At 34.3% G+C, this 23,836-nt stretch carries 32 protein-coding genes; 4 read left to right on the forward strand and 28 right to left on the reverse strand.

What is annotated here, in order from left to right; all coding sequences use genetic code 11:
- Positions 1-87 precede the first annotated feature (87 nt).
- The 16 genes from AB4Y30_RS11480 to AB4Y30_RS11555 form a co-directional block, all read right to left on the reverse strand.
- A complete protein-coding gene (locus AB4Y30_RS11480; protein WP_368652373.1) occupies positions 88-1,296 on the reverse strand; it encodes a phage major capsid protein in 1,209 nt (402 codons plus the stop codon).
- Positions 1,293-2,045, reverse strand: coding sequence for a head maturation protease, ClpP-related (locus tag AB4Y30_RS11485; RefSeq protein WP_368652374.1), 753 nt, complete (start codon positions 2,043-2,045; stop codon positions 1,293-1,295). The genes AB4Y30_RS11480 and AB4Y30_RS11485 overlap by 4 nt, the downstream gene beginning before the upstream one ends.
- Entirely contained in the window at positions 2,045-3,253 is a 1,209-nt protein-coding gene (locus tag AB4Y30_RS11490; protein ID WP_368652375.1) for a phage portal protein, read from the reverse strand. Before AB4Y30_RS11490 ends, AB4Y30_RS11485 begins: the two co-directional genes overlap by 1 nt.
- 34 nt (positions 3,254-3,287) lie before the next feature.
- Entirely contained in the window at positions 3,288-3,437 is a 150-nt protein-coding gene (locus AB4Y30_RS11495; protein ID WP_368652376.1) for a hypothetical protein, read from the reverse strand.
- A gap of 7 nt (positions 3,438-3,444) precedes the next feature.
- Complete coding sequence (locus AB4Y30_RS11500) at positions 3,445-5,232, reverse strand: terminase large subunit (protein WP_368652377.1); 1,788 nt, start codon at positions 5,230-5,232, stop codon at positions 3,445-3,447.
- Complete coding sequence (locus AB4Y30_RS11505; RefSeq protein WP_368652378.1) at positions 5,204-5,524, reverse strand: phage terminase small subunit P27 family; 321 nt, start codon at positions 5,522-5,524, stop codon at positions 5,204-5,206. Before AB4Y30_RS11505 ends, AB4Y30_RS11500 begins: the two co-directional genes overlap by 29 nt.
- Positions 5,525-5,624: 100 nt before the next feature.
- Positions 5,625-5,951, reverse strand: a complete 327-nt coding sequence (locus tag AB4Y30_RS11510; protein ID WP_368652379.1) for an HNH endonuclease — start codon at positions 5,949-5,951, stop codon at positions 5,625-5,627.
- A gap of 184 nt (positions 5,952-6,135) precedes the next feature.
- A complete protein-coding gene (locus AB4Y30_RS11515) occupies positions 6,136-6,666 on the reverse strand; it encodes a hypothetical protein (protein WP_368652380.1) in 531 nt (176 codons plus the stop codon).
- Positions 6,666-6,980: a hypothetical protein gene (locus AB4Y30_RS11520; protein WP_368652381.1), complete on the reverse strand. Its 315-nt coding sequence runs from the start codon at positions 6,978-6,980 to the stop codon at positions 6,666-6,668. Before AB4Y30_RS11520 ends, AB4Y30_RS11515 begins: the two co-directional genes overlap by 1 nt.
- Before the next feature lie 4 nt (positions 6,981-6,984).
- Positions 6,985-7,851 (reverse strand): hypothetical protein, encoded by an 867-nt coding sequence (locus AB4Y30_RS11525; protein WP_368652382.1) that lies wholly within the window; start codon positions 7,849-7,851, stop codon positions 6,985-6,987.
- A 216-nt stretch (positions 7,852-8,067) separates the two neighbouring features.
- The gene (locus AB4Y30_RS11530) at positions 8,068-8,592 is read right to left on the reverse strand and encodes a hypothetical protein (RefSeq protein ID WP_368652383.1); all 525 of its coding nucleotides are present in this window, start codon (positions 8,590-8,592) and stop codon (positions 8,068-8,070) included.
- Between the two features lie 12 nt (positions 8,593-8,604).
- Positions 8,605-8,823 (reverse strand): hypothetical protein, encoded by a 219-nt coding sequence (locus AB4Y30_RS11535; RefSeq protein ID WP_368652384.1) that lies wholly within the window; start codon positions 8,821-8,823, stop codon positions 8,605-8,607.
- A gap of 3 nt (positions 8,824-8,826) precedes the next feature.
- On the reverse strand, positions 8,827-9,219 hold the full coding sequence (locus AB4Y30_RS11540) for a RusA family crossover junction endodeoxyribonuclease (protein ID WP_368652385.1): 393 nt from the start codon (positions 9,217-9,219) through the stop codon (positions 8,827-8,829).
- Entirely contained in the window at positions 9,212-9,769 is a 558-nt protein-coding gene (locus tag AB4Y30_RS11545; protein ID WP_368652386.1) for a dUTP diphosphatase, read from the reverse strand. Before AB4Y30_RS11545 ends, AB4Y30_RS11540 begins: the two co-directional genes overlap by 8 nt.
- A complete protein-coding gene (locus tag AB4Y30_RS11550; RefSeq protein ID WP_368652387.1) occupies positions 9,766-10,155 on the reverse strand; it encodes a hypothetical protein in 390 nt (129 codons plus the stop codon). The genes AB4Y30_RS11545 and AB4Y30_RS11550 overlap by 4 nt, the downstream gene beginning before the upstream one ends.
- Before the next feature lie 329 nt (positions 10,156-10,484).
- The gene (locus AB4Y30_RS11555; RefSeq protein WP_368652388.1) at positions 10,485-12,704 is read right to left on the reverse strand and encodes an AAA family ATPase; all 2,220 of its coding nucleotides are present in this window, start codon (positions 12,702-12,704) and stop codon (positions 10,485-10,487) included.
- A 63-nt stretch (positions 12,705-12,767) separates the two neighbouring features.
- On the opposite strand from AB4Y30_RS11555, the gene AB4Y30_RS11560 reads away from it, so the two are divergent.
- Entirely contained in the window at positions 12,768-13,454 is a 687-nt protein-coding gene (locus AB4Y30_RS11560; protein ID WP_368652389.1) for a hypothetical protein, read from the forward strand.
- Here AB4Y30_RS11560 and AB4Y30_RS11565 read toward each other — a convergent pair.
- The 12 genes from AB4Y30_RS11565 to AB4Y30_RS11620 form a co-directional block, all read right to left on the reverse strand.
- Positions 13,423-13,632 (reverse strand): hypothetical protein, encoded by a 210-nt coding sequence (locus AB4Y30_RS11565; RefSeq protein WP_368652390.1) that lies wholly within the window; start codon positions 13,630-13,632, stop codon positions 13,423-13,425. The two genes, AB4Y30_RS11560 and AB4Y30_RS11565, sit on opposite strands and share 32 nt — an antisense overlap.
- Positions 13,633-13,639: 7 nt before the next feature.
- Positions 13,640-15,223, reverse strand: coding sequence for a DEAD/DEAH box helicase (locus tag AB4Y30_RS11570; protein ID WP_368652391.1), 1,584 nt, complete (start codon positions 15,221-15,223; stop codon positions 13,640-13,642).
- A gap of 12 nt (positions 15,224-15,235) precedes the next feature.
- A complete protein-coding gene (locus AB4Y30_RS11575) occupies positions 15,236-15,811 on the reverse strand; it encodes a hypothetical protein (protein ID WP_368652392.1) in 576 nt (191 codons plus the stop codon).
- Positions 15,812-15,829: 18 nt separating this feature from the next.
- Complete coding sequence (locus tag AB4Y30_RS11580) at positions 15,830-16,936, reverse strand: ATP-binding protein (RefSeq protein WP_368652393.1); 1,107 nt, start codon at positions 16,934-16,936, stop codon at positions 15,830-15,832.
- Positions 16,936-18,243: an AAA family ATPase gene (locus AB4Y30_RS11585; RefSeq protein WP_368652394.1), complete on the reverse strand. Its 1,308-nt coding sequence runs from the start codon at positions 18,241-18,243 to the stop codon at positions 16,936-16,938. Before AB4Y30_RS11585 ends, AB4Y30_RS11580 begins: the two co-directional genes overlap by 1 nt.
- A 22-nt stretch (positions 18,244-18,265) precedes the next feature.
- Positions 18,266-19,018 (reverse strand): hypothetical protein, encoded by a 753-nt coding sequence (locus AB4Y30_RS11590; RefSeq protein ID WP_368652395.1) that lies wholly within the window; start codon positions 19,016-19,018, stop codon positions 18,266-18,268.
- Positions 19,015-19,440: a replication terminator protein gene (locus tag AB4Y30_RS11595; RefSeq protein ID WP_368652396.1), complete on the reverse strand. Its 426-nt coding sequence runs from the start codon at positions 19,438-19,440 to the stop codon at positions 19,015-19,017. Before AB4Y30_RS11595 ends, AB4Y30_RS11590 begins: the two co-directional genes overlap by 4 nt.
- On the reverse strand, positions 19,433-19,705 hold the full coding sequence (locus AB4Y30_RS11600; RefSeq protein WP_368652397.1) for a hypothetical protein: 273 nt from the start codon (positions 19,703-19,705) through the stop codon (positions 19,433-19,435). Before AB4Y30_RS11600 ends, AB4Y30_RS11595 begins: the two co-directional genes overlap by 8 nt.
- Before the next feature lie 282 nt (positions 19,706-19,987).
- Entirely contained in the window at positions 19,988-20,236 is a 249-nt protein-coding gene (locus AB4Y30_RS11605) for a hypothetical protein (RefSeq protein WP_368652398.1), read from the reverse strand.
- The gene (locus AB4Y30_RS11610) at positions 20,233-20,574 is read right to left on the reverse strand and encodes a hypothetical protein (protein ID WP_368652399.1); all 342 of its coding nucleotides are present in this window, start codon (positions 20,572-20,574) and stop codon (positions 20,233-20,235) included. The genes AB4Y30_RS11605 and AB4Y30_RS11610 overlap by 4 nt, the downstream gene beginning before the upstream one ends.
- 221 nt (positions 20,575-20,795) lie before the next feature.
- Positions 20,796-21,068: a hypothetical protein gene (locus tag AB4Y30_RS11615; protein WP_368652400.1), complete on the reverse strand. Its 273-nt coding sequence runs from the start codon at positions 21,066-21,068 to the stop codon at positions 20,796-20,798.
- Positions 21,069-21,079: 11 nt separating this feature from the next.
- Positions 21,080-21,259 (reverse strand): helix-turn-helix domain-containing protein, encoded by a 180-nt coding sequence (locus AB4Y30_RS11620; RefSeq protein WP_368655219.1) that lies wholly within the window; start codon positions 21,257-21,259, stop codon positions 21,080-21,082.
- Positions 21,260-21,603: 344 nt separating this feature from the next.
- Between AB4Y30_RS11620 and AB4Y30_RS11625 the strand changes: the two genes are divergently transcribed.
- Genes AB4Y30_RS11625 through AB4Y30_RS11635 form a run of 3 tightly spaced genes read left to right on the forward strand, consistent with a single transcriptional unit; the run spans position 21,604 to position 23,750 of the window.
- Complete coding sequence (locus AB4Y30_RS11625) at positions 21,604-22,026, forward strand: helix-turn-helix domain-containing protein (RefSeq protein WP_368652401.1); 423 nt, start codon at positions 21,604-21,606, stop codon at positions 22,024-22,026.
- A 27-nt stretch (positions 22,027-22,053) separates the two neighbouring features.
- Positions 22,054-22,491 (forward strand): ImmA/IrrE family metallo-endopeptidase, encoded by a 438-nt coding sequence (locus AB4Y30_RS11630; protein WP_368652402.1) that lies wholly within the window; start codon positions 22,054-22,056, stop codon positions 22,489-22,491.
- 32 nt (positions 22,492-22,523) lie between these two features.
- Complete coding sequence (locus AB4Y30_RS11635) at positions 22,524-23,750, forward strand: tyrosine-type recombinase/integrase (protein ID WP_368652403.1); 1,227 nt, start codon at positions 22,524-22,526, stop codon at positions 23,748-23,750.
- Positions 23,751-23,836 lie beyond the last annotated feature (86 nt).

Raw genomic sequence — 23,836 nt, forward strand, 5'->3', positions numbered from 1 at the left:
CTCCTTTCTGCCCTGATTAACGAGTTTTAATCCCACGTTAATTTTACTGTTGCATCAGTAGGTACACCCGTTAAATTTACGGGCTGATTAGGGTGTGGAAATTACTTTCGCAATACGGAATGCTGATTTAAGTTTGATTTGGTGATCAAACCAAGCTGTCACAACAAATTGCTCGATTCCTGTTTTGACATCTTTATCTCGCTCGAATTGTGTCGTAGCAATGTCGTAGTTGTAATGTGAGTATGAAAAATCTCCAACAATTGGCTTAATTGCTGCATCAATAAATACAACTGGATAACCTAATACTTGTTCTGGCTGCGCACCATAAAGAGTTGCATTTCCATTCGCCAATTCTTTTACAATTTTTGTGTAGTCCGATTTTTTCATTACGATTGTAGCATTATCACGGTAATCTTCATGTAAGTCATCAAGCGCGTTAGTGATTGCATTAAAGATATCTTCGCCTTCAACCTCTTTGATTGCATTTTCAGTAGAATAGAATGACATATGTTCTTCACCTGTTTTTGGTGTTTCTACAAACGCAACTTTACGTTCTTTTGCTGCAATCCCCGATTGTAATGCATTTTCTACATGGTTTACAATAGCTGTATTTGTTCCTAATAAAACTGTTTCAGAAATACCCGAAAATACTTTAAATTTATTTCGACCAAAGGACACAAGATCACCTGAAGATTCTAATTCTTTCGCTGTTTCTTTGTCACTGATGAAATCGTCGTTGTCTAAGGTAAAGTTAATTTTCGGTATTTCTAAATTAGTAATTTGAGTAAAAGTAGAAATTTCACGTAACTTGTTTTTAACCAATGGTTCCGCAATGATGTCATTAGATACTGTTTTGGGCAAGAATTTACCTCCACCAGTTGAATTATCATCACCTAGTGCTTGTAATACATCATTTGGGATTGCTTTATTTTTCATTACCGCTTTAATCATTTCGGCCTTTGCTTCAACTACTTTTTGTTGCGGATCTTCTACACTACCTAAACCTAACTTTTGTTGTTGCGCTTGTTGTTTGAATTTCGCCTTTTGCTCTGCTTCCATTGTGTCATGTTGTTCTTTAATTACGTCAAAACGGGCTTTTAAATCATCTTTTGATTTTTGTAACGCTTGAATGTCTTCCATACTTGCAGATGGATCAATTGCTTTTTGTGCAAGTTCCCCCTCTGTTTTTTGTAATTGTTGACCAATTGTAGAGAGATTTTGTTTTAACTCATAAAGTGTTTTTTGTCCAAAAAACTGAAAATCACCTAATTTTAATAATTTCACTTGTTTTTTCATTGATAAATTCCTCCTAAGATATCATTTATATAATTAGCATTAAATGCAGCTGCTTCCGCTATTTTTTTTCGCTCTGCCATTTCTTCGGCAGATATTACACTTGAATTTTGTTTCAAATCTCTAGGTACATTTTTATAGTTCGCAAATAGTTTATCGCTTATGGAAGCAACCATTTCATTTGCTCCTTCAATTACATCACATAAACCATATTGCAATGCTTCATCAGCTGATAACCATGTTTCAGCATCTAACATTTCCCGCAGCTTATCGTCTTCAAGTTTATCCCCCGATTTAGATAAGTACGATTGGATAGAAGATTCTCCAATACGATCTAAGTCATCTGCCTGTTTACGTAATTCAATTGCGTTGCCAATTGCAAAGGTCCACGGATTATGAATCATTAACAGGGAATTTTCATACATAATGATTTGATCTGCTCCCATGATAATTACACTAGCAATAGATGCAGCTAATGCATCAACGTAGGCAATAACACGTGCTTTATGTCGTTTAAGCATGTTGTGAATGGCAATTCCTTCAAATACGCTACCTCCTGGGGAATTAACATATAGATTAATTGTTTCAACATCTCCTAGATCATCTAACTCTTGTTTGAATATCTGTGCTGATTTCTCTCCATACTCTTCCCAAGCATACTTTGTAATTTCTCCATAAATAAAAATATCCCCTGATTTTCCATCAGCGGATAATTTCATATTAAAAAATTTATTTTTCTTTCCTTTACCCACTACCCTTCACCTCCCTTCGATGAATTCTTTCTTTGGGTAGGATCTAAATCTAATGGATATAAGTCACCTGATACCCATAATTTCGAAGCATTACCGCCTGCAGGAGGCTCATCTTCTAATCTGCGCACCTCGTCGGGCGTTAGTATTCCATTGCGAATAGCCATTTGATAATATGCAGTTCTGGTTTTAGTGTCCCCACGTAATAAACCACCTAAATTAAACTTAAAATACAATCCTTGTTTAATTCGCTCATCTTCCGTTAGAAGCTTTCTATTAAACTCATTTTCGTATTGGATGACAATTGGTGCAACGGTCATCTGAACAAATTGAGTCATATTTTCTTCATTGGAAGAATAGCTTTGTCCTTCATGATCATTTAGAAAAGAAACTGGAACATTAAATACATTGGCTACTCTTGATCTAGTGATTTTTTCAGAGTTTATGGTGTCAGAAGCAAAATATTTCTTTTCTATATTGTCAATTTCTACACCAGGTTCACGGAATAGAATTCCACCGTTTTCACGATAGAATTCCCTAAAGTTATCGACTACCTCTTGCCTTTTTTCTTTGTCAACATTAGCACCGTAAGTTAAAAAGAAACTCTCCTTCTTTTGCATTTCCGATAAGCTAAATTCTTGAACTGCTTTGTCATATTCTAAAGTATTTTTTAATACTTCAAGTGGGCTTATGCCTTTCCATCTTGATGTACCCGAAATGTGCTTAACATGTAGCATATTCATATTATGAAAATAATACGTTCCATTACTACCATTTACTTGATACCATAAAGTATCATCATCTTGATTTATAAAAGGTGTAACATATGCTGAATCGATTGGTACAATTTTTTCTACTTGCATGCGAATATCTCGAAAAATAACAGCATAGGCATTTCCTGTTTCATTTCTTGAAACTTCCATTTTACTAATAAAATCAAATCCATGCATATTGTCATTTGGATTATTAATCAATACATCCGATGCTTGATTATTTACAACATCATAATTTTGGTACAGCTTAATAGGTAAAATGGATATAATATTAGACAATCTAGTAATAACACTGAAAATAGTTTCGTTATTGGCCAACTTGCTATTATCTATTCCCCAAAAAGTTCTCCCTGCCCATGATTTGAAATTAGACGTTGCATTCTTCCAACCAGCAACTGCCCCTTTATAAGATGCCTTAATTCTATCGAACCATTTCAAACTCTCACCACCTTTCATTTAAGTTAGATATGGATCATTTGATTGCATCAGCAGTTATCATCAGTATCACAAATTTCCCTATTGCAGATTCTAACGCTTCTTCATCATCGTTTTCATAAGCATTAACAATTTCACCTGACAGATCTCTTAATTTCTTAAAAAATTCAATACCATCATCTTTCATTACGTTTTCACCCTCCCATCAATTCTTTAACTGACATAAATTCAACCTTTCCTTCTCCCTCAGGTTCAACCATGATTTCCATTACTGCGGTATGAGCATTTAAAAAAGCCGCAAAACCGTCAATTTTACGGTAGCGACCTTGTTTTTGTGGCAAATTATTTTTGTGGTTATCAGGTTTAATTTTTACATTATTTACATACCAACGGAATAATCTATTATTATTAAAAATTACTTTCCCATCAATGAACATTTCTTTTAGATCATCAACCGCTGGACCAAGAACCATTGCTCTTTGTCTCGTTACTTCCGTTGTAAATCCATGACTTTCTAACGCCTTATTTAATCTAAATGCTTTTGCTGGGTCATACGTGATTTTAGTTATGTTATATACATAAGACATTTCAACAAACCAATCTTCGATATATTCTTTCTTGATATAATCACCAGGTACAATTGTTAGCAGTCCTTCTTTCTCCAACTCTCGATACGGTAATTTTTCATTGTTTATTATCACCTTTTCTTCTGGAACCCAAGTATGCGACAAAACAAATACTTCTCCATTTTCAAGTGGGAATTCTAGGCAAGCACTCGAATGATCCTCGCTATCTGATAAGTCATACCCTCCTACACACGAATTACCTCGTAACATTTCAATATCAATTACTTTATTATTTTTCTTGATTGTTTGATAGTCCAAAAATGATTGATTACTAGCATTTACAAAGAAATTAAATTGCTTTGTAATAAAATCTGATCGTTCTTCAGGAGTACGTTTATCCTTCTCCCAATCTTCTTTAAGTATATCTAAATCAAGAGATACACCCATATTTGGATTAGCTTTAATCCATTCTTCAGGTTTATCAAATTCCTTTTGATCGTCAAGCTCAGCAATAAAATAAAAAGTACGTTCATCGAAAACAGCACCATCAAGTACATCTGCAGATTGCTCATAATAATTCACTAATGGTCCATCTAATTGATAACCAGCTGTTGTTATATATAAAATCAATGGTTGCTTACGTGCACCTCGTGATTTTTTAATAACATTGATTAATTTATAGTCTTTAAATTCGTGTATTTCATCAAAAATACCTAAATGAGTGTTTAAGCCATCTAAGTTTTCACTATCTGACGCCCGTGGTTCAATTTTAGATATTGTTTTATCATAAAAAATGGCATCTCTTGTGGATCTAAATTGTCTTCTAAGTTTTGGTGATTTTTTAACCATTGCTTTCGCTTCATCGAAAATGATTCCAGCTTGCTTTCTAGTGTTAGCTAATAAATATACATCTGCACCATTTTCATTGTCTTTACTGAAGGAATATAGTGTTAATCCACTAACTAAAGTAGATTTACCATTTTTACGGCCAACAAAAATAAGACCCTCACGAAAGCGTCTTATACCAGTATCTTTATGAACCCATCCATATAACGAACCTATCACAAAGTGTTGCCATGGCTGGGCAGTTAATTGTGAAAAGTCTCCTTTAGATGGTTTACAAAATTTTTCTATAAACCGAATTGGACGATGACCTTCCTCTTCAACAAATATCCAAGGAAAATCTTCAGTACCTTGCCTTTTTAAATCTTTCAAATGCCTTTTTGCGGCTAATTTATTCTTTTTACTGACCTTAATATTACCTTTAACAGCTTGTTTTGCATACCAAGTAGTTAGTAATTCATTTGATGGCTTTTCTAATATATTGCCTTTTTTAACCTGCTCTTTTTTCCAAGTGATAAAGCTAAAACTGTGCTTTATTTTTTCATTAGAAGTTATCGAAGTCATCGTCATCATTCTCTCCGCTCATCACTTTTTTACGCTGAGCAGGTGTCAAACCGAGTGACTTTAGGAGATTATTCAATGTCTGTACCGTCTTTGTTAATTCAATTGAAAGGGGGTTTTTAACTAAGTTTGTCGCTCCTGCCTTATTCGTATACTCATACATTAACTCTGATTTTTTAATTTCTTTTTGCAACCGCCTGTAAAACTGATGAGTTTCAATGTAAAGCTGAATTAACTGTTCGTCCGATTCTTCATAACCCTCACCAAGATACTCAATCAATTTCTTTTTTGTAGGAACCGCCATTTGAAGTTACCCCCCTTTCATAAAAAATTCTTCTGCGGTGAAAACGAAGGGGGCGTGGGTTCTTGAGAAATTTAAAACCCTAACTTTTTGGGAGGGGGGCCTAGATTATTTCTGGATTTGCCCCCATTTCAATAAGTTTTATGCCCTTTTCCTTTGTTTCTACTGCATTTTCTATTCTGTTATGACATGCATGACACAAACAAATTAGATTATCTTCAGTCAATGCTAACTCTGGATATTCCAGCCTTGATTTAATATGATGCACGACATCATAAACAACAATTAATTTATTCTTTAAACATTCCTGGCACAAATAATAGTCTCTAATTAATACATTCGTTCTGCAGATCTCCCAGGCTTTTGAGTTATAGAACTTCTTAGCTTCTTGATCTCGTTTGTACTTGTTGTATAGTTGATGCCTGTTCATTTACTTACACTTCAACCGTGAGTCAATTACTGGTGTCTTACTTATCAATCCACAACGAGAACACTTATATACACGGATACAAAATAATCCATACTCTCTTTCTTCAAACAACATAAGGTCATGTTTCAATCTGCTCAACTCCCTTTGACATAATAAAAAGACACCTACAATTAAGTAAGTGTCTTTATCTATTTATATCTTTCTTTAATTCTCGAATTATTTGATTTATAAAATTTTCGAAATTTTTTTGATAGTGCTTGAAGTTAAACGAAACAATTACCACCAACACGATATTCATTATTATCAGCATAAATATTTCTGTATTAAATTCGTGAATAAACGCTAAAACGATAAGGTATATCAAACTAATTATGACGGCTGATATTAATGAACCATACCCATGAATATTATTAAGGAAATAGCCATACCTATTGCTTAAAAAAAGTCGTTTAGTTTCATCTGACATCTTAAACAATAGTATATTCCACTGATTTCCTTTATTCTCGTACATTAGTGTTGACACGAAAAAGTAAGGCTGATAAATTACATATCCTAATGGCACTCCTGCCAACGTTATAATGATTGATGGTGTCAAGTAACCACTATCTGTTATCCATTCATAACCTATTAAAGAAGATACAGCTACAACTATATTTATTATTAAATACCAGCCAGGTATACCCCACTTTAAAATGTGCTTTGTGTCAAAGTTCATTATATCAACTCCCTCTGCATCTTTTGTTTCAATACATCAGAATCTTTTGCTAGCATTCGTTTATTTAAATTAATCTCTGCTAAGATTGATCTTTTTCTTTCTTCTGTTGGAGCTTCACGATATTTTTTCCAACGCTTTTCTTGTCTATTTATTTCTTTTCGTAATCTTTGATCCGTATAATATGTTACATATTTATAATCACATTCTGGACAGCAGAAGTAATGTTCATGGATTGCATTTTGCAGCACTCTACGTTTTGATTTTGGTATCACAATCATGTTATCGCATTTTTCACAGAGTACTTTGTTATTCATTTGATCACTCCGATTCACCTTTAATAATTAAAGTTACTGAACTAATCTCAATAGCATTTATATTTATATCCATTTCACTTGTTTTGAGTTCATTGATATAAAAACCATCTTGAACAATGTCGTTCAAAAACTCTTCTGTTAAAATATTTATCGCTTCATCTTCCGTTAACTTGCTTAATACATTCAATAACGCTTGCGCTTCTATCATGTGACCAGATATCAATGCGATTGAATCCTCTTTAATAAAAAGTCTTTCTGAATCTGAAAAATCATCAAACAACTCTATAATCTCATAGTAATGGTTCGAGAATTCTTCTATATCAAACGGCAATGGTTCTCCTTCAAGATCTTCTTTTGAATCATTAATTGTAATTTTACTGGCGTTATTGTCAACATCTCCATTAAAAACAGAAATAGATACATTCTCCATATCAATTGCATTTATTTGAATTTCCAAACCTGCAATTGTTGTTTCATCAATATAAAATGATGCATCAATTAACTCTTGAACAAATTGTCTTCCGTATGTATCTAGTTCATTTCCATCTATCAATTCATCTATTGTATATAGTACAGCTGCCACTTCATTTACATGACCGAATGCTATTGATATTTGTTCTTTATCAGCCAAAATTTCCGTTCTATCTTCTTCACTAACATACTCTTCTAACCTTTTATCATATAATTCATTAAATTCATTTATATCAAATGGTAGTTGGGAACGTTCTGTTGATGCTTTTGATTCATCATCTTCAACATTTACTACCTCTTCATCATCAATATCATCTTTATTCTTATCAATACTTTCATCGGAATCATTTGTACACCCGACTAACATTATTGCAATTAATAAAAATAAAACTTTCTTCATAAACCCACCCCTCAATATGTATTAGTTAAATATTACCATAAAAAGGGATTGTGAGGGCTTTACACCCTCACCTACATAGAAAAAGCATCAACATATTGTGCATAACTACAAAATACATACATCATGTGTAGTCGTTTTATGTGTTTTTGTAGTTTCCGCTACACTATCATACTAGCATCTTAGTACGGACACATTCAAGACAGGTTTTGGACAACATTACTTTTCAAATTTTATCGCATCTACTCCAAAAAAGATAACTGGCAAATCCTCCATAGCTTTATTTAGATATCTTCTCACTGTTCGCTCATCAACATTTTCTATTTCTGCAATTTCTTGCGTAGTGTATTTTTTCTTAGTTATATATTTCTTTTCTAAGACCCAGAAGTATTTTAACTCATCTGTACTACATGACCTTTTATAAGCTTCGATTTTTCCTTGTATAAAATAAACCATCGCTATAGATTTTGTTTTACTTTTCTTAATTGATTCGATTGATTCTATGTTTATTGTCTCAATGTCCAAATCTTGTATAGAAGTTTCCTCTAATTCTTCTAATTCAGTTTTTTTATTCTCACAATGCAAAACAAGGGATCTATAATTTTTAAGCAACAGCTTAATATTATGCAACCGTCTATCATGTTTTATTTTTTCTTGCTTTTCGAAATCAGCTTTGTATGCTTTAATAGCTTCCTGTGAAGCAACTTCTGTAATAAATTTTAATTGCTTTTCTGTAAGATGCATACCTATCCCCCTTTACCGATTATGATAAATATCACTTAACCACTCGTACATCATTGCAAATTGCATTACGACTAGTTTATTGTTGTCATACTTATCGCATATTTCTCCAATAGACCTTGTTATCCATATCCAAAAGTCATTACTGTGCATCCCATGCTGTATAGCCATTTGATTACACTGACTAATCCATGCTTTTACTTCGTCATAAAAAACGTTCACGTTAAAGTCCACGGCTTACACCTCTTCGATTTTGATATAAATCCCTGGAGTATCTGCCCAAAACTTTTCCGTAATCAAGCTGACTATCAAGCTATCATCTTTCCAGAATCCTAAATCGGTCATACAATCTTGCAATAATTTATTGCTATTATCCAAGTCGGGCTTCGTTGTTTTGTAGGAACCGTTTAAATGCTTTCCTGATCGTTTAAAGAGCCATTTGACGAATAACCTTAATGAGCCATCAATCGGCTTATCTGGTACATGCTTTGCTAAATGAGCTGTTAATTTAGCACGTGCTGCCTTTAAATCTTCTGGCTCGTAAAATGCAGGCTTCCCATTACGAACTGTGACCTTTTTTTGCTGGTGTGTGGTAGTAGGTGGCATCATTGGCATAAAGAATTCAGTCATCCTTTTCACCAACTTTTGAGCCTGTACTACCAAATCCATTAGTACCACGTTCCGTATCTGGTAACTTATCTACCTCATAAGCATGTACTTGCGGTAGTTTCTGTATTACCAGTTGGGCTAGTTTGTCGCCTTTCTTGATGAGATAAGAGTTTACATTGTGAAAATCGTCGAACGCATCCAAATAATCCCAAGCGTTTATAAGCCTTTCGGATATATCTTTTAAAGTATCATCATGGAACTCATCCTGAAGTGATTCGTCATGGTTCTCTGTATTATCAACAATAATCCCGATTTCACCCGTATAGGAATTATCAATTGTCCCTAGCTGCACCCTCAACTTTGTTTTACTAGATATACCTGATCGTGGTCTAACTTGTGCTTCATACCCATCTGGTAAATTAATTGCAATGCCTGTTTTTACAACAATTGTTTCACCTGGTTCAATAATTAAATTTTCATTAGCAAACAAATCAAACCCTGAATCAGAATAATGTGCCCTTACTGGTAATATTGCATCGTCTGTTAATCTTTTGAAACCGACTGTAATCATTCTCCTACCTCCACTAATTTTTGCAAATCTGTTCTGACACGCATTGTATACTTCCGATCTCTTTCCGTAATATTTTTAACAGTATTCATGACTGTTTCAATCTGCTTACTTTTATTTGTGTTGTTGTTAAATGCTTGAGAAAACTTACTAATGACTTCCAGCACTTCTAGATTATTTTTTATCTGTCTACGTCTGATTTGGACCTGCTTTAATTCTCGTGTTATTTTTCCCATTTTGATTGCATCTAATTTTCCAAGCTCTAAAACATGGAGTAAATCTTGTCGTTCCTGTTCAGCTTTTACTAGTTCCTGTTTTTTTACTTTATACAAACGTGGGTAATCTATAAAAATTTTCTTTATTGCTAATAGGTCATTTTCTATGCACATATATTTACACCTACTTTTTATTTTTGAATTTTGATTTTGAAAATTAGCTTTCGTCATGAAAGAGAAAAATGGTGTGGCGGGCAGAGCTTAAGCCCACCACTTTTTTTCTCATGACTTGAACGGAGTGAAACGGAAATTTATATATTATATATATACCTTTTCATTTCACTGTGAAATTGAAGGGACGCCCTTTCATTTTCACGACTAATAATGAAAATTGAAATTGAAGCCACGTGCTTTCATTTCACTGATATATTGAAATTGAAGAGTGAAACAACGTCCTTTCATTTTCAACAATGAAATGAAGTGAAAATTTAATGTATTTCATTTCATTGTTTGCTTTCTTTTCTCAAAACTTCTCCGTTTTCTATCTCAAATCCACCATGATTTTTAATTCTATTTCTAACAGTTCTATCTGTTACACCCATAAATTCAGCAATAGATTCTAGTGTAATTACTTCTTCTATCGAACAAGCTTCATAAGCAGTTTCTAGTGCCTCGTTTTGTTCTTCCTTGCGTTCTTTAGAAGTTTTCTTATTCTTTGACCTTTGTTTCCAAGGTGGTGCATCACCTTCTGGCTCAATGTCTTTTAGTACCCCTACATCATCCACTTTATGGATTGGATAACTAAACCACATGTTCACTGCATCAAACTTTGGATACTCCCTTAATGTACCTTCCACACGCCATGCAGACCTAGATTTTAGACGTTTAAGTGCTTGATTTACTTCTTCATCGATTTGTTCCATTAAGTGAGGTATAGCTCGTTTCGCATGATCCGTTATCTGTGCTGGACTTAGTAAATCATCATCGCCAACATTCTCATCAAAATAGTTGAAATTATGCTTTTCAATGTAGCTCGCATAAATGCCACATACGACTTTATTTTCTTCTTGTTTGATTAATGCATCTGTTAATTCCAATTCAACTAAATCTATTAATGCATCAGGATCACGTGCAAACACTCCACTACCTGAAGCTCTATCCATCGACTTTTTACCGCCTTGTGTACCTTTACTGTGGTGATGACAATAAATAACGCTAGAGCCTAACTCTGTAGCTATTTTGTCAAATTGATTCGTAAAGTGTGCCATCTGATCTGCACTGTTTTCGTCACCTGTAAGAACCTTATAAATCGGGTCAATGATAACTGCGATGTAGTTCTTCTTCTGTGCCCGTCTGATAAGTTTTGGAGCAAGTTTGTCCATTGGTACGGACTTCCCTCTTAAGTTCCAGATGTCGATATTATTAATATTTGAAGGTGCTAATCCTAAGCCGTTATATACATCTTTAAAACGATGCAATGCACTTGGCCTGTCCAACTCTAAGTTGACGTATAATACTTTACCTTGAGCACATTGCCAACCTAGCCATTTGCTACCTTCAGCTAGTGCAATGGTTAATTCGATTAATGCAAAAGATTTACCCGCCTTAGATGGTCCTGCCATCAGCATTTTATGTCCTTGCCTTAATAACCCCTCAATCAAAGGTGGAGCTAAGTCAGGCATATTATCCCAATAATCTGTTAAACTTTCTGGATCTGGTAAATCGTCGTTTAAATCCTCAATCCAATCTTGCCATTCTTCATAATTTGCCTTTCCTATATGGGTATCTATAATAAATTGCTTTTTACCATTACGTTCAACCCCTGGTAACCTACTTAAGCGTGATGGATTTCTATTCTGGCTATCAATATCTAAACCATTCTTTTTACACACGTCATAGAGATAATCTACACGTTTACGGTATTCTTCATAATTGGCCGCATCTACTTTTACAATGGCATGAATACTTTTCTTTCCACTATAAACAAGTACAGCAATCGGTAATTCCAACTCTCGTAATATCGCATTCTGTTTTTCTAAATCCATCGAATCGGATTCTACTAATGCGTATCTATAATCAGTAACGTTTTCGTTTTTAACCCCTTGGCCATCTAATGGATTAAATCTTATCCATGCCCCAGCTTCTGGGTTGTAATCACCTAATACAGCTCCGATATCATCATTGGATTGATTTAACTGTTGAATAAGTTCCCCAGCTTGCCGATCATAATTTCCTTTTGTTGGAAGATATTTCCCATCTTCTGTTTGCCATGTTGATGTGACATATCCAACATTTTCAGATGCTTCAAATAATGTTTCTAAGTAACGAGTAATCTCTTGTACTGGATTCCATATTTTCGGTTCTTGGATTTCCATGCCTTCAATCCAGTTTTTATCTATGACAACATATTCATCATTTCCAGTTATTTCATCATCCCAAGACAATTCACGATCATCTTTATAAACACGTGGCTCCCAACCATTATCTTTAGCCATTTGAGTGATTGTTGCCCCTGTGATGCCTGAGCCTTCGAAGCTAGTCCATTTCTTAAAACATTCACCTGGACGGTATCGTTGGCCATCTCTACGACTCCAATCCTCCCAATCAGCTGCGGTATAGCCCTCGTACTTAAGAGCCATACCAACATTAAGCCATTCCTGATAGTCTAAATAAGATGGGTCAACGTGTTCTAGTAATGCAATTAAATCTAGTTTATTTTCCATAAATTGGTACCACCTACTTTCTTTTGATATGATTAAGCTATTATTAAATAAGGAGTGTTTTTAATGTCTACAAATGATTTCGTTAATCGAGTTCTCACCGGACGTAGTGATAATTGGCTAGCAAGTCTAAAGTATAAAATTCCGAAAAAGTGCCCTCATTGTAATTTCCCAAATATGCCTACTTATCAAGACTTTAAATTATTTAAATATACTAAAGATAAAATGTTGCAATTAATAAGCTGGAAATGTACAAATTGTTTTAGAATTTATATTACTGGTCACACTAGATCAACATCCTATAGTGATAAAGAATCGGAATTTGTCCTTATTTATCCTTCTATAAAAAACAAAGAATTCTCTAACTATATAAATGATTTATCCCCAAGATTTATAGATATATATAAAGAAGCATCATATAGCGAGAATAATGGCCATTTAACTTCAGCTGGAATTGCATATCGTTTAGCATTAGAAATACTGATTAAAGATTATGCAATAAAAGAATTAAATAAAGATCCAGAAGAAGTTGCCAACAAAAAATTATATAAAGCCATTGAAGAATATTTACCTAATACTGATTTTCAAAAAGTTGCTGATGTTATTCGATTAAAAGGGAATGATTATACCCACTTCAAAGAAAAATTTGACCAAGTAGATTTTGAAACAATGAAAGACTACTTTAATATTTTTATTGATTTAGTTGATGTACAATTGAAAATTAATAATCCTCCGATAGGGAATCGACAGTAAATACATAATTTCCTTTTAAATCATAATAAACATCAACTAGACGAACCGGATCAGAATCAATTCCTGATCCTTTTTTTACTTGCACTTTTATTAATTTAATTATTTCAACAGATAACGGATTCTGATTTTCATTACTTTCATATATTTGAATTCTTTGTTTATCAACATGTTGAGACATCTACAATTCACCCTTCCGGTCTATATTCTTTCGGATTTACACCAGCTGGTGTTCTCCAACCACTTGCTGCAATACGATCAATTAGATTTTTTCCTGCATCAAAGGACCATGTCCCCACATGTTGAAATCCTCGTTGTTCAAGGAAACGTATTTGTTTAGGAGTAGTTAACCCTTGTTCTCTACGTTTATCTAATCGATCTAATAGTTTTGTAGCTTTACCTGCATTGTCAATTTCATCAGGTAAAATTCCTAATTTCTCAAGTTTTTTCACTTGTTGATCACTTGGTGGACTCATTTCCCAACCAAAAGAAGGTACATAGTTTGCTAAATCCTCAGCTTGAATACTCATTTCAAATTGCAACGGATCCACTAGCTTACGTTTACGACGTTTCATTTCTGCTAGTTGTTTAGCCAATGCTTCCTCTCGCTGGGCAATAACATCTTCCTCTGCTGTTTGCTCAACTACTTCTAAATCTAATGGAATACCAGCTTCCTCAATTTGTTTTGTCATTGCTTGAGCTACTTCATCACTTTCAGCTATTAAATGTGCTGGGTGACATAACTCGTGTCTATCTGTGTGCCATAGAAAATCAAGCAATAATAATTCCGTTTTTCCTTCAAATAATCGGGTACCACGCCCAACCATTTGGCTATATAGACTACGTACTTTTGTAGGACGTAAAACCACGACACAATCAACGGATGGACAATCCCAACCCTCTGTGAGTAACATAGAGTTACAAAGCACGTTATACTTATCATTTTCAAAATCTTCCAATATTTCTTTACGGTCTTGTGACTCTCCATTTACCTCTGCAGCTCTAAATCCTTTTTGATTTAAAATCTCGGTAAACTTTTGACTGGTCTTTACTAGTGGAAGAAAGACTACTATTTTTCTATCATTAGCTACTTTTTTCATTTCTTCTGCGATTGATTCTAAGTATGGATCTAGGGCACTCCCTAATTGACCAGCTGCAAAGTCACCTGCTTGTTGTCCTACACTTGTTAAATCTAACTGAAGTGGAATAGTTAATGCTTTAATTGGTGATAAATAACCTTCTTTGATTGCTTTAGGTAACGTATATTCAAAAGCTAAGCTGTCAAAATACGATCCTAAGTTACGCATATCCCCTCTATCAGGTGTTGCAGTAACTCCTAATACATTTGCATCTTCAAAATAATTTAACACTCGTTGGTAGCTGTCAGATATGCAATGATGTGCTTCGTCTATAATGATGGTGTCAAAGTAATCTTTAGGGAATTGTTTCAATCGTTTTTCTCTCATCATCGTTTGAACACTTCCAACTACTACACGAAACCAACTGTGAATAGATGTTTCTTCTGCCTTTTCAGTAGCTGTTTTAAGCCCTGTTGATTTTTCTAATTTATCTGCAGCTTGTTCTAGTAACTCCCCTCTATGGGCAAGTACCAATAGACGCTCACCAAGCCTTACCCTATCTTCAATTACCTTACTAAAAACAATTGTTTTCCCACATCCAGTAGGAAGGACAAGGAGCGTCTTTTTAACGCCCTCTGCCCATTGTTCCTGGATAGACTCCCTCGCTTCCTGCTGATAGTCTCTAAGTTTCATATCATTTACCCCCTAAAACTGACCTGGTACATAGCCACCTGTTTGTGTATTTGGTTGTTGCTGTTGTTGTGGTTGACCAGTTGGAAATGGAGCTTGATGTTGCTGTGTCGACTGCTGTTGTTGCTGTTGTTGTGGCTGATACTGTTGCGTTGTTCCAGCATGTTTCATGTACTCTTCATATGGTAAAAAACTATCCACCTGATTATTTTCACGTTCTTGCCCATCTTTTGTATATTTGTTAATGATTAGCTTACAACGTCCTTTAGCTCCAAATACGATATTCCAATTCATTTGTATGGGTTGATTTTCTTTCTTCTGTCCAATTGCTTCAAAAAAACGTGATAAGAAACCTTCTGTTTTCGAATGCAAAAACAATCTATGAATAACGTTCGCTGTACCATGTTCACCACCATCTATTTCTAAATGTAAGATGGCCATGTGACAAGGTGGTAAATTAGTACTTCCTTGATGTCTTGCTCTTTCAAATTTTGTAATAGTAAAATTATAATCTCCTGCAGGTAGTGTAATAAATTGTGGACCACTATCCTGTATCGTTCCATTCCAGTCAAATTCATGTCCTTGTGTCATTAAAAAATCACTCCTATATTAAAATGGTAAACTCTTACGAAATTCTTCAATCATGCTATATACTTGTTGCCATGCCCCCACTAGTACACCATCAATAAAACTCGGATCATAATTTGTAATAGGTGTTGCTTGCGGGTAATATCCTTTTTGACTAACAACAGCTTGAATCTCTGCTTCTAGCACATTATGCTGCATCATTAAATCTCTCAATGCCTGTGGGATTGCAGGATCTAATTCTGTTGTATTTACTGGTTCCTTAAACTCTCCTGTAGGCTGACCTACACTAGCATTTAATGTGCCAGAATCTGTATTTGTTTGTTGCTGTATTTCTGGTTGTGGAGCTGACTCAACTACAGGTTGTTGAACTGCTACTTGCTGTGCTGGCTCTTGTGTTGGAGCTTGCCCTTCAAAAATATGTGCAATTTGCCCATAATCCATCGGCATTTCATCTGGTAGGTCGTGACGATTTTTAGCATCCCATGCAGGGTGATGTGTTGCATACATGGTACGTACTCCACCTTGGCCTTTAAATTTCTTACCTTTATCATCTGTTGCAACACTGAATGTTTTATAATTAAGAAATAGAACCATATCAGCCCACTCTTTAACTAATGCTGAAGTCTTAGCTGTTGTTTTATTTCCTAGTTTTAATTCGTATCGATCATAAGCCCCCATTTCGTCTGGTGCTTCAAATCTCACTATTTTTGCATGTGCTGTAAGAACGACGTTAATCCCTACTTCAATTACATCTGATAATTTATTTAAAAACTTTCCAACCTCTTCTTCTAGTTGCACAAAACCATCACCGTAACCAAAGTGTGTAATGCTTGTAACGTTCCCGCGGCTCGTTACAAAACGAATTCCTAAATGTTCTGCCCAATCAATGGTATCTATGATAAGTGTTTTACATGGACGATTGTTTTTCACAAAATCAATTTGCTGATGTAAAAACTCCCAGCTAGTAGGCTTGTCCATTCTTTTTACATCCATATTGGATGTACTTCCTTCGGTATCTATGAATAAAGGATCTGGAAAATTGGCTGCAAAAGATGATTTCCCTATTCCTTCTGGACCATATAGTACAACCCTTTGCGCCTTAGCTACTTTTCCACTTGTGATATTCATTAAAATTCACCTGGCTTCCATTGTGGTATTTCTGTAGCTGGTACCTCTTGTGTTGGCAAATTCTCCTGTCCAACTACATAACCATCTTCGATAATGATAGAACATTCTCCGCCACTACTTACACGTGTCGCAATTGCTTGTAAACCTTCTTGTTCTAACCATTTCCCAAAGTCATCTAATGTCGCTAAATCCATTTGCTCTAACTTGTCCAGTAAGATAAATCCACAATTAGGCTTTAACTTACGAACAATTGCAGTAGATACTTTAAGCTGATCTGCACCTGACATGTTATCCCATTGTTGACCGTTATAAGTCAAATGCCCATCCTCTACAGACAAACCAGGTAATGGCAAGTTAGCGTTATCCAGTAAATCTACTTTTTTCTGTCTAACATCATTAAGTTTTTTCGTTAATTCGTCATATTGAACAACATAATTTCTTGCATCTTCTTCGGCTTTATCCTTATCAAGATTGGCACGTACCTTACGGTTAATCTCGTCAATTTCTTGAATATTGCGTTGTAATTCTTCTGTTGATTCATCCATGAGATCAAGCGTATCTTTTTGGGCAATTTCTAAATCATTTCCTAGTTGGAGATAGGTTGCTTCTGCTTGCTGTAAAAGCTGTCTTAACCGTTCTACTTCTTGCCCCTGTGCAGCATATTGTTGTTGGATTTGTTGTAAGTTTTGGCGCTTACGCTGATTCTCTCCATTACGAGCAAGTATTTCTTGTTGTTGATTAATCAAGTCAGATGCTGATACAAGCTCTTTTGGTACATCAGGGTAATAAGGTTGTTCCTTAGCAAATTTCTTCTTCTGGTCGGCAATTTGACCGATTGCACGACGATTATTATAAATTTCCTGTTCTTCACGTTCATATTGATGCAGCTGTTCACCTACTCCAATAATTTGAAGTAGGATATTCGCTTTTTCTTTACTTGATGCATTCATAAACTTTGGTAGATTAATTGCTAGTTCTTCCACAAAACTATCCAGCAACTGCTGTCCTGCTTTTTCTCCGTTCGGATCTAAAACTTTTAATTCACTATTTTTGCCTTTCCGTTCTACTACTAAGCCATTAGACAAAGTAACGCTTAAATATGGAGGTACCATACTACCATCACGAGTGGCTTTACTTGGTTTAAATCGGTTACCACCTAATCCCCAAGCTATTGAGTCTAGTACGCTTGTCTTACCTTGCCCATTATTCCCACCAATTACTGTTAATCCATTGGCAGAAGGCTCTATTTTAACTGCCTTAACACGTTTAACATTTTCAATTTCCAATTTGTTGATCTTTACAGACATGCTTTTTCTTCCCCCTCTTCGATTAAGAAATGATGGTAATTCGTTTATCTTCAATTTCATCTGCTAATTCTGCAGCTAAATAATCATGAATATTTTGGATCGCATGATTTCTCCATTGACCTCCATCTGCTTCAAAAATGGCAGCACTTGGACCCTCTTTCATACGGAAGATAAATTCACTCTCTGGCTGTTCTACTTCTAAAAATGTGCGATATGGTGCAAGCGTTACAGGATTAGGAACTTTCACATCTACTGCAGATGCAACTCCTGTTTTAACGGTTACAGCTTGTGATACACCATCATCACTAGTACCTCTGACATTATCCTCTTGGATATTACCAATGACTTGTAAAATTAATTCACGATCTTTTGTCTGTACAAATTGCGCTTGTAAGGCAATAATTAATTTTTCTACACTATAAAAAGTGTCGAATCCAAATGTTGGAACAATCGCATGAGATAAAACTAAAGTCTCTCGATTTCCCTCAGAGTTCAAAGTGCTGACTAATGCTACTTTCTTTTCATTGATTACCTGTATGAATAATGGATGTTCATTACGTTCTTGATTCGATTTAATATAATCAACTAAACCCGTTAACGTATTTAATTCCAGCTCGTAATTTGCACGATTGTCTAATGGGCGAATTTCTAATGCTCTCCCTTGCTCATCAATGACAAAAGTACGATCTACATCATTTGCATCTTGGATATCTACAATTCTTTCATCAGGTTTAATAAGTTGTTCCTTGATATAACGAATAGCATCTTTAATCATTTGCTTGCTCCCCTTTGTAAGTCGATAATATTTTTACGTTGCATTTCTTTTTCTACAACATCTACTCGTTCTCCAATATCTGTTTTAATCTGTGAATCTTGATCAAAAAATGTTTGGCCTGGAATAGATGATTTAAGTTCTCTAGCTTCAACTTTCCCAGTGGATAAATCTTTACCAGTTAATACAGTAGTTGCTACACCCTGGACATTTGCTAATTTTGTAGTGAAAGTACTTTCTACGTTAATTGTTTGTCGCTTCTCATCAGGCTGGAACTCAAGCTTGATAGTGACGCTACGCTTGTCCTTTGCCTTTGTATTTGGGTCATGAATGTTATCAAACACCTTTTGAAGCTCATAATTAAGCTTTTCTTGTACTGCTCCATCCGCAAGTTCTGAAATTGGTAAATCAATATGTTTACTCAACTGCTATCACTCCATCCCATTCATTTAAATGTTCGAAAAATCTCGCTTCTGGATCGTTCATGTAATTGCTATCAACAATCCATTTTTCTAAAGTATTAGGGTTTAATTCATTTTTCCTAAAACGTCTTGATACTGAAAACTGACTATTAACATCTGATAGATACGCAGTATAATCATTGATGTATTTTAAAATTGTTAACCTGTAGCTGTTATTTCCAACTAAGATATGTTTGTTTTCAACCATGTTTTTACAGTGTGGGTTCATTGTCTAACTCCTTCCAGTTATGTTATAATTTTTATAAGTAATCTTTACCAAGCTCACTAGTTGGCGCTAGTGGGTTTTTCTTTTTGCCTTTCATCCTCTTCAAATGCAAAATCGTTGCATTCGTCTTCGTAGTAATCCCAAATAATTTTTTTATTTAGAGCTTCTAAAATGTCCACTTAATACTCACCCCCTTTCAGATTAAAATAAGTCCAACTAAAGAAATTACAACTATTAAACTACCTAGTACAAGTAACAGCCATTCTTTAAAGGTGTATCTTGCCTTCATTCCGATTCCTCTACCAAAAAATTAAGTTTGTTAACTATTGAGGTAATTTGTCTAAGCCATTGTAATGCTTTATATTTTTTATCTGTATACTCTAGCCAACCGTCCATTGCACCTGTTTGTTGATATTCTAAAAATTCAAACCAATTATTATATGCACTACTATTTTTAAATACATATTGCTTAAACTCATCAATTAATTTCGTGGCCTCTCTCCTATGTTTTCTTGGTATCAGTTTATGATTCATTCCGATTCCTCCAATATTTCTCCACATAACATATCTGCCAAAGCGCTATGTGCTTGTACGTCACCGTCATAGTTATAAAGTTGCTCAATCACTTCACGATAGCGCTTGTTTTGTTCATGTAAATTCCTATATTCCTCTTCCTGACGATCTTTGATTAATTCAAGATGTTCTTTGTCATGTTTCAATTCCTGCACTCGTTCAGCTTGTTGGATAAGCCAATTAAAATGCTTCCTATTAACAACTGTCATAGTATTTAAGTCTAAATCTTCTATCGCAAAACCGTTCCCTACCTCTTCTTCAATTTCTTCTATTTCTTCTAACCGTTCTTTATCTGTCATAACAATCCTCCTACACCGTCAACAGCGCAAATATAAAAGTAACTAAAAATACTGCTACAAAAAATAATGCTTCTAGTAATTCGTTTAGTTTCATAGGACACCCCACAAAGCATAGTAAGTAAATATTAGTGATGCTATAAATCCTCCGATGTACCACCAATCAAGCAATGTTTTCTTTTTCATTTCATCCACTCCCCAGCATCTACCCGTGTTTATTTTTGTTACCATTCAGACACAATGTCTACAATGGCTTTAAATGTTGGTTGAGCAATCCACCAGCGCTTACGAACTTTTCTAATTTCATGCATCCTAACTCGTGGATCATGTAATATTTCCTCTTCCAGATATCTATCTGACATGCAGGTTACTTCTGATAATTTATTAATATCTACTAAAATTAATTGCTGATGGATCTGCTTATTTAATTCTTTTTCGATATGATCTCTTATTGATTTTTCATCTAATGAAATTTTTATTTCTCCAGTAGGTACCACTGTTAATCACCTCATAGTCCTAAAATCTTACAAGCATGTTTAATGTGTTCTTGAGCTTTTTTACCTGTCCTCTTACCATTAAGAATGTCTGATAAGTAAGCTCCCGATATTCCTAAAAGCTTGGCTAATTCCCTGTGTTCCATTCCTCGTTTGAAAAGTTCAGAGCGAATTTTAATGATATCCTCATCGATCACTTGCACACGCTCCTTTCTTATTTCTAAAACAGTTGGCAAATTGATCACCGCTTTCTATATATTTAATTTATTTGCTAATTAGTTAGCGAAATACATTGACTCAAAATAGCGTACATGCTATTATAAGTCCATAGCTAAATAAGACTTTAATAAGCCTGTAATAATACTTTTTATCGCCTGCCAGCTCAAAAAAATGTATTTACTTGGGTCGTATTTTTTATTGTCTTTTTCGCTAACTAAATAGCTTACTTATACTATAATAGCGTTAATGCTATTTGTCAACGATAAATTAGCGCAAATATTATTTTATTTACCTGTAAGCTCTCGAAAGGTTGATATAAGTGGGTTTAGTAGAAAAAATAAAATTATTATGTAATGAAAAAAACGTCACTTTTGCAGAAGTGGAAAGAAAAGTAGGTATTTCAAACGGACAAATTAGAAGGTGGGATAATTCTTCTCCTAAGATTGAAAACGTCCAAAAAGTAGCAGACTACTTTGACGTATCTACCGATTACTTACTCGGTCGTACAAACAAAAAACGATACAACGATGCGCTTACTGAAAAAGATGAGAAAGACATCGCTAAGCGAATGGCAAAAATTCGTCAGGACTTAATGGAAGGTAACAATGATGATGGTTTAGCTTTTTCTGGCGAGCCAATGAGTGAAGAAGCTATTGAATCATTATTAGAGGCTCTTGAATTTATTGAAAGACAAACTACTAAGATAAATAAAAAATATATCCCTAAAGGGAAAAGGAACTAGAGATTTAGTTATTTTCGGGGGTGCAATATGCGAATAAAAAAAATTGCAGAAAATCTAATAAAAAAATATAACACAAATGACCCTTTCCACCTCGCAGAATATATGAATGTTGCTATTCATGAAATACCCATGCATGAAGAAATAATGGGATTTTATAAGTACAGCAGAAGGAATCAATTCATTGTACTAAATGCTAATTTAAAACTATATCTTAAAAAATTTACTTGTGCACATGAATTATCGCACTCTGTATTACACCCCAGAGCAAACACACCTTTTTTAAGAAGCAATACATTATATCCAGTTGGAAAAATTGAAAAAGAAGCAAACAAGCTTGCAGTTGAATTACTATTACCTGATACATCTATTTACAATTACCAGGATACTAACATGACTATTAATGAGATTGGCAGTATATATGGAATACCTAATGAGGTGTTGCATCTTAAAAAAATTTATCCATAAAAAGAACATACGTTTCCATTCAAGGAGGTGATATGCATCATGGGAAAATCTCTCTAGCATCTACCCGTGTAAAAAAAGAGGTTATTACCATGAAACTAAATAAATCAAAGAAAGAAAATGAATTGTATTGGTATGTCAACAAAAAAAGCGAAAAATTATGGATGTATCGCCACAAATATTATGATGCGTTAGGTAAAAGAAAAGAGAAAAAGAAGAGTGGATTTAAAACAGAAAAAGCAGCATTGAAATCGCTGCTTGAAGTAAAATCTACTTTGCTTAACGACCAAGTAAAGCTAGTAGAGTATGATAATATAACTGTAGCACAATGGATGGATATTTGGTATAACTCCAATAAAGATAATTGGAAAATAACTACTCAGACAAATGTAGAAGTACAGATTAGGCTACACATTAAACCGCTAATCGGTCAATACAAATTATCTAAATTAGATAAATCCACTTATAAAATTAAATTTATAAATGTGCTAATAAAAAAATTTAGATATAAGTCTGTTTTAACATTTCATACTACATTTAAGACAGCTATTAATGATGCTGTAGATAATGAGATACTACCACGTAACCGATTTAATAAATTAAGCATACCAAACTCTGATGTGGTAAAGGAAAATTATTTATCGCCAGCAGAATTAAACAAGCTTTTAACTATCTCCGAAAATCAGTTGAAATTGAATGATTACATTATAATTCTCACATTAGCATATACAGGATTTCGCAAGGGAGAATTATTAGGTCTACAGTGGAAGAATATAAATTTTGATGATAATACAATGACTGTAGATTGTACAAGGGATAATAAAGGTGTACGTCCACCTAAAACTCAAAACAGCTATAGAACGATTGATGTTGATGCAGTAGTATTTTCAAAGTTAAAAATTTATAAGTCTTGGTGTAAACAAACGCTATTAAAGTTTGGTAAACATCTTAAACCTGATGATTATGTATTTATATCAAAGGTAGGTAATCCAATTGATCATTCTACACCAAACTATTGGTTAAATACTATTAATCAAAAATATAATTTAAAAGAGATTACGCCACATGGATTGCGTCATACACATGCTACTATTTTACTTAATGAAGGTATACCAGTAAAAGTTATTGCAGATCGTTTGGGTAATACACCAGAGATGATAAACAATATCTACGGCCATGTACTTAAAAAGATGAAAGATAAAACTGTTCAAGTATTTGGTAATAGTTTAATTGAAGCTGGGGCTAAAAGTGGGGCTAAATAAAGAACACAGCCCCTCATCCCCGCTGTTATGGGATAGATTCATCAAATCCTATATCATATATTACTATACTTGAAATTTCAAAACAA

It is taken from the genome of Ornithinibacillus sp. 4-3 (assembly GCF_040958695.1).
Classification (GTDB): Bacteria; Bacillota; Bacilli; order Bacillales; family Amphibacillaceae; genus CALAMD01.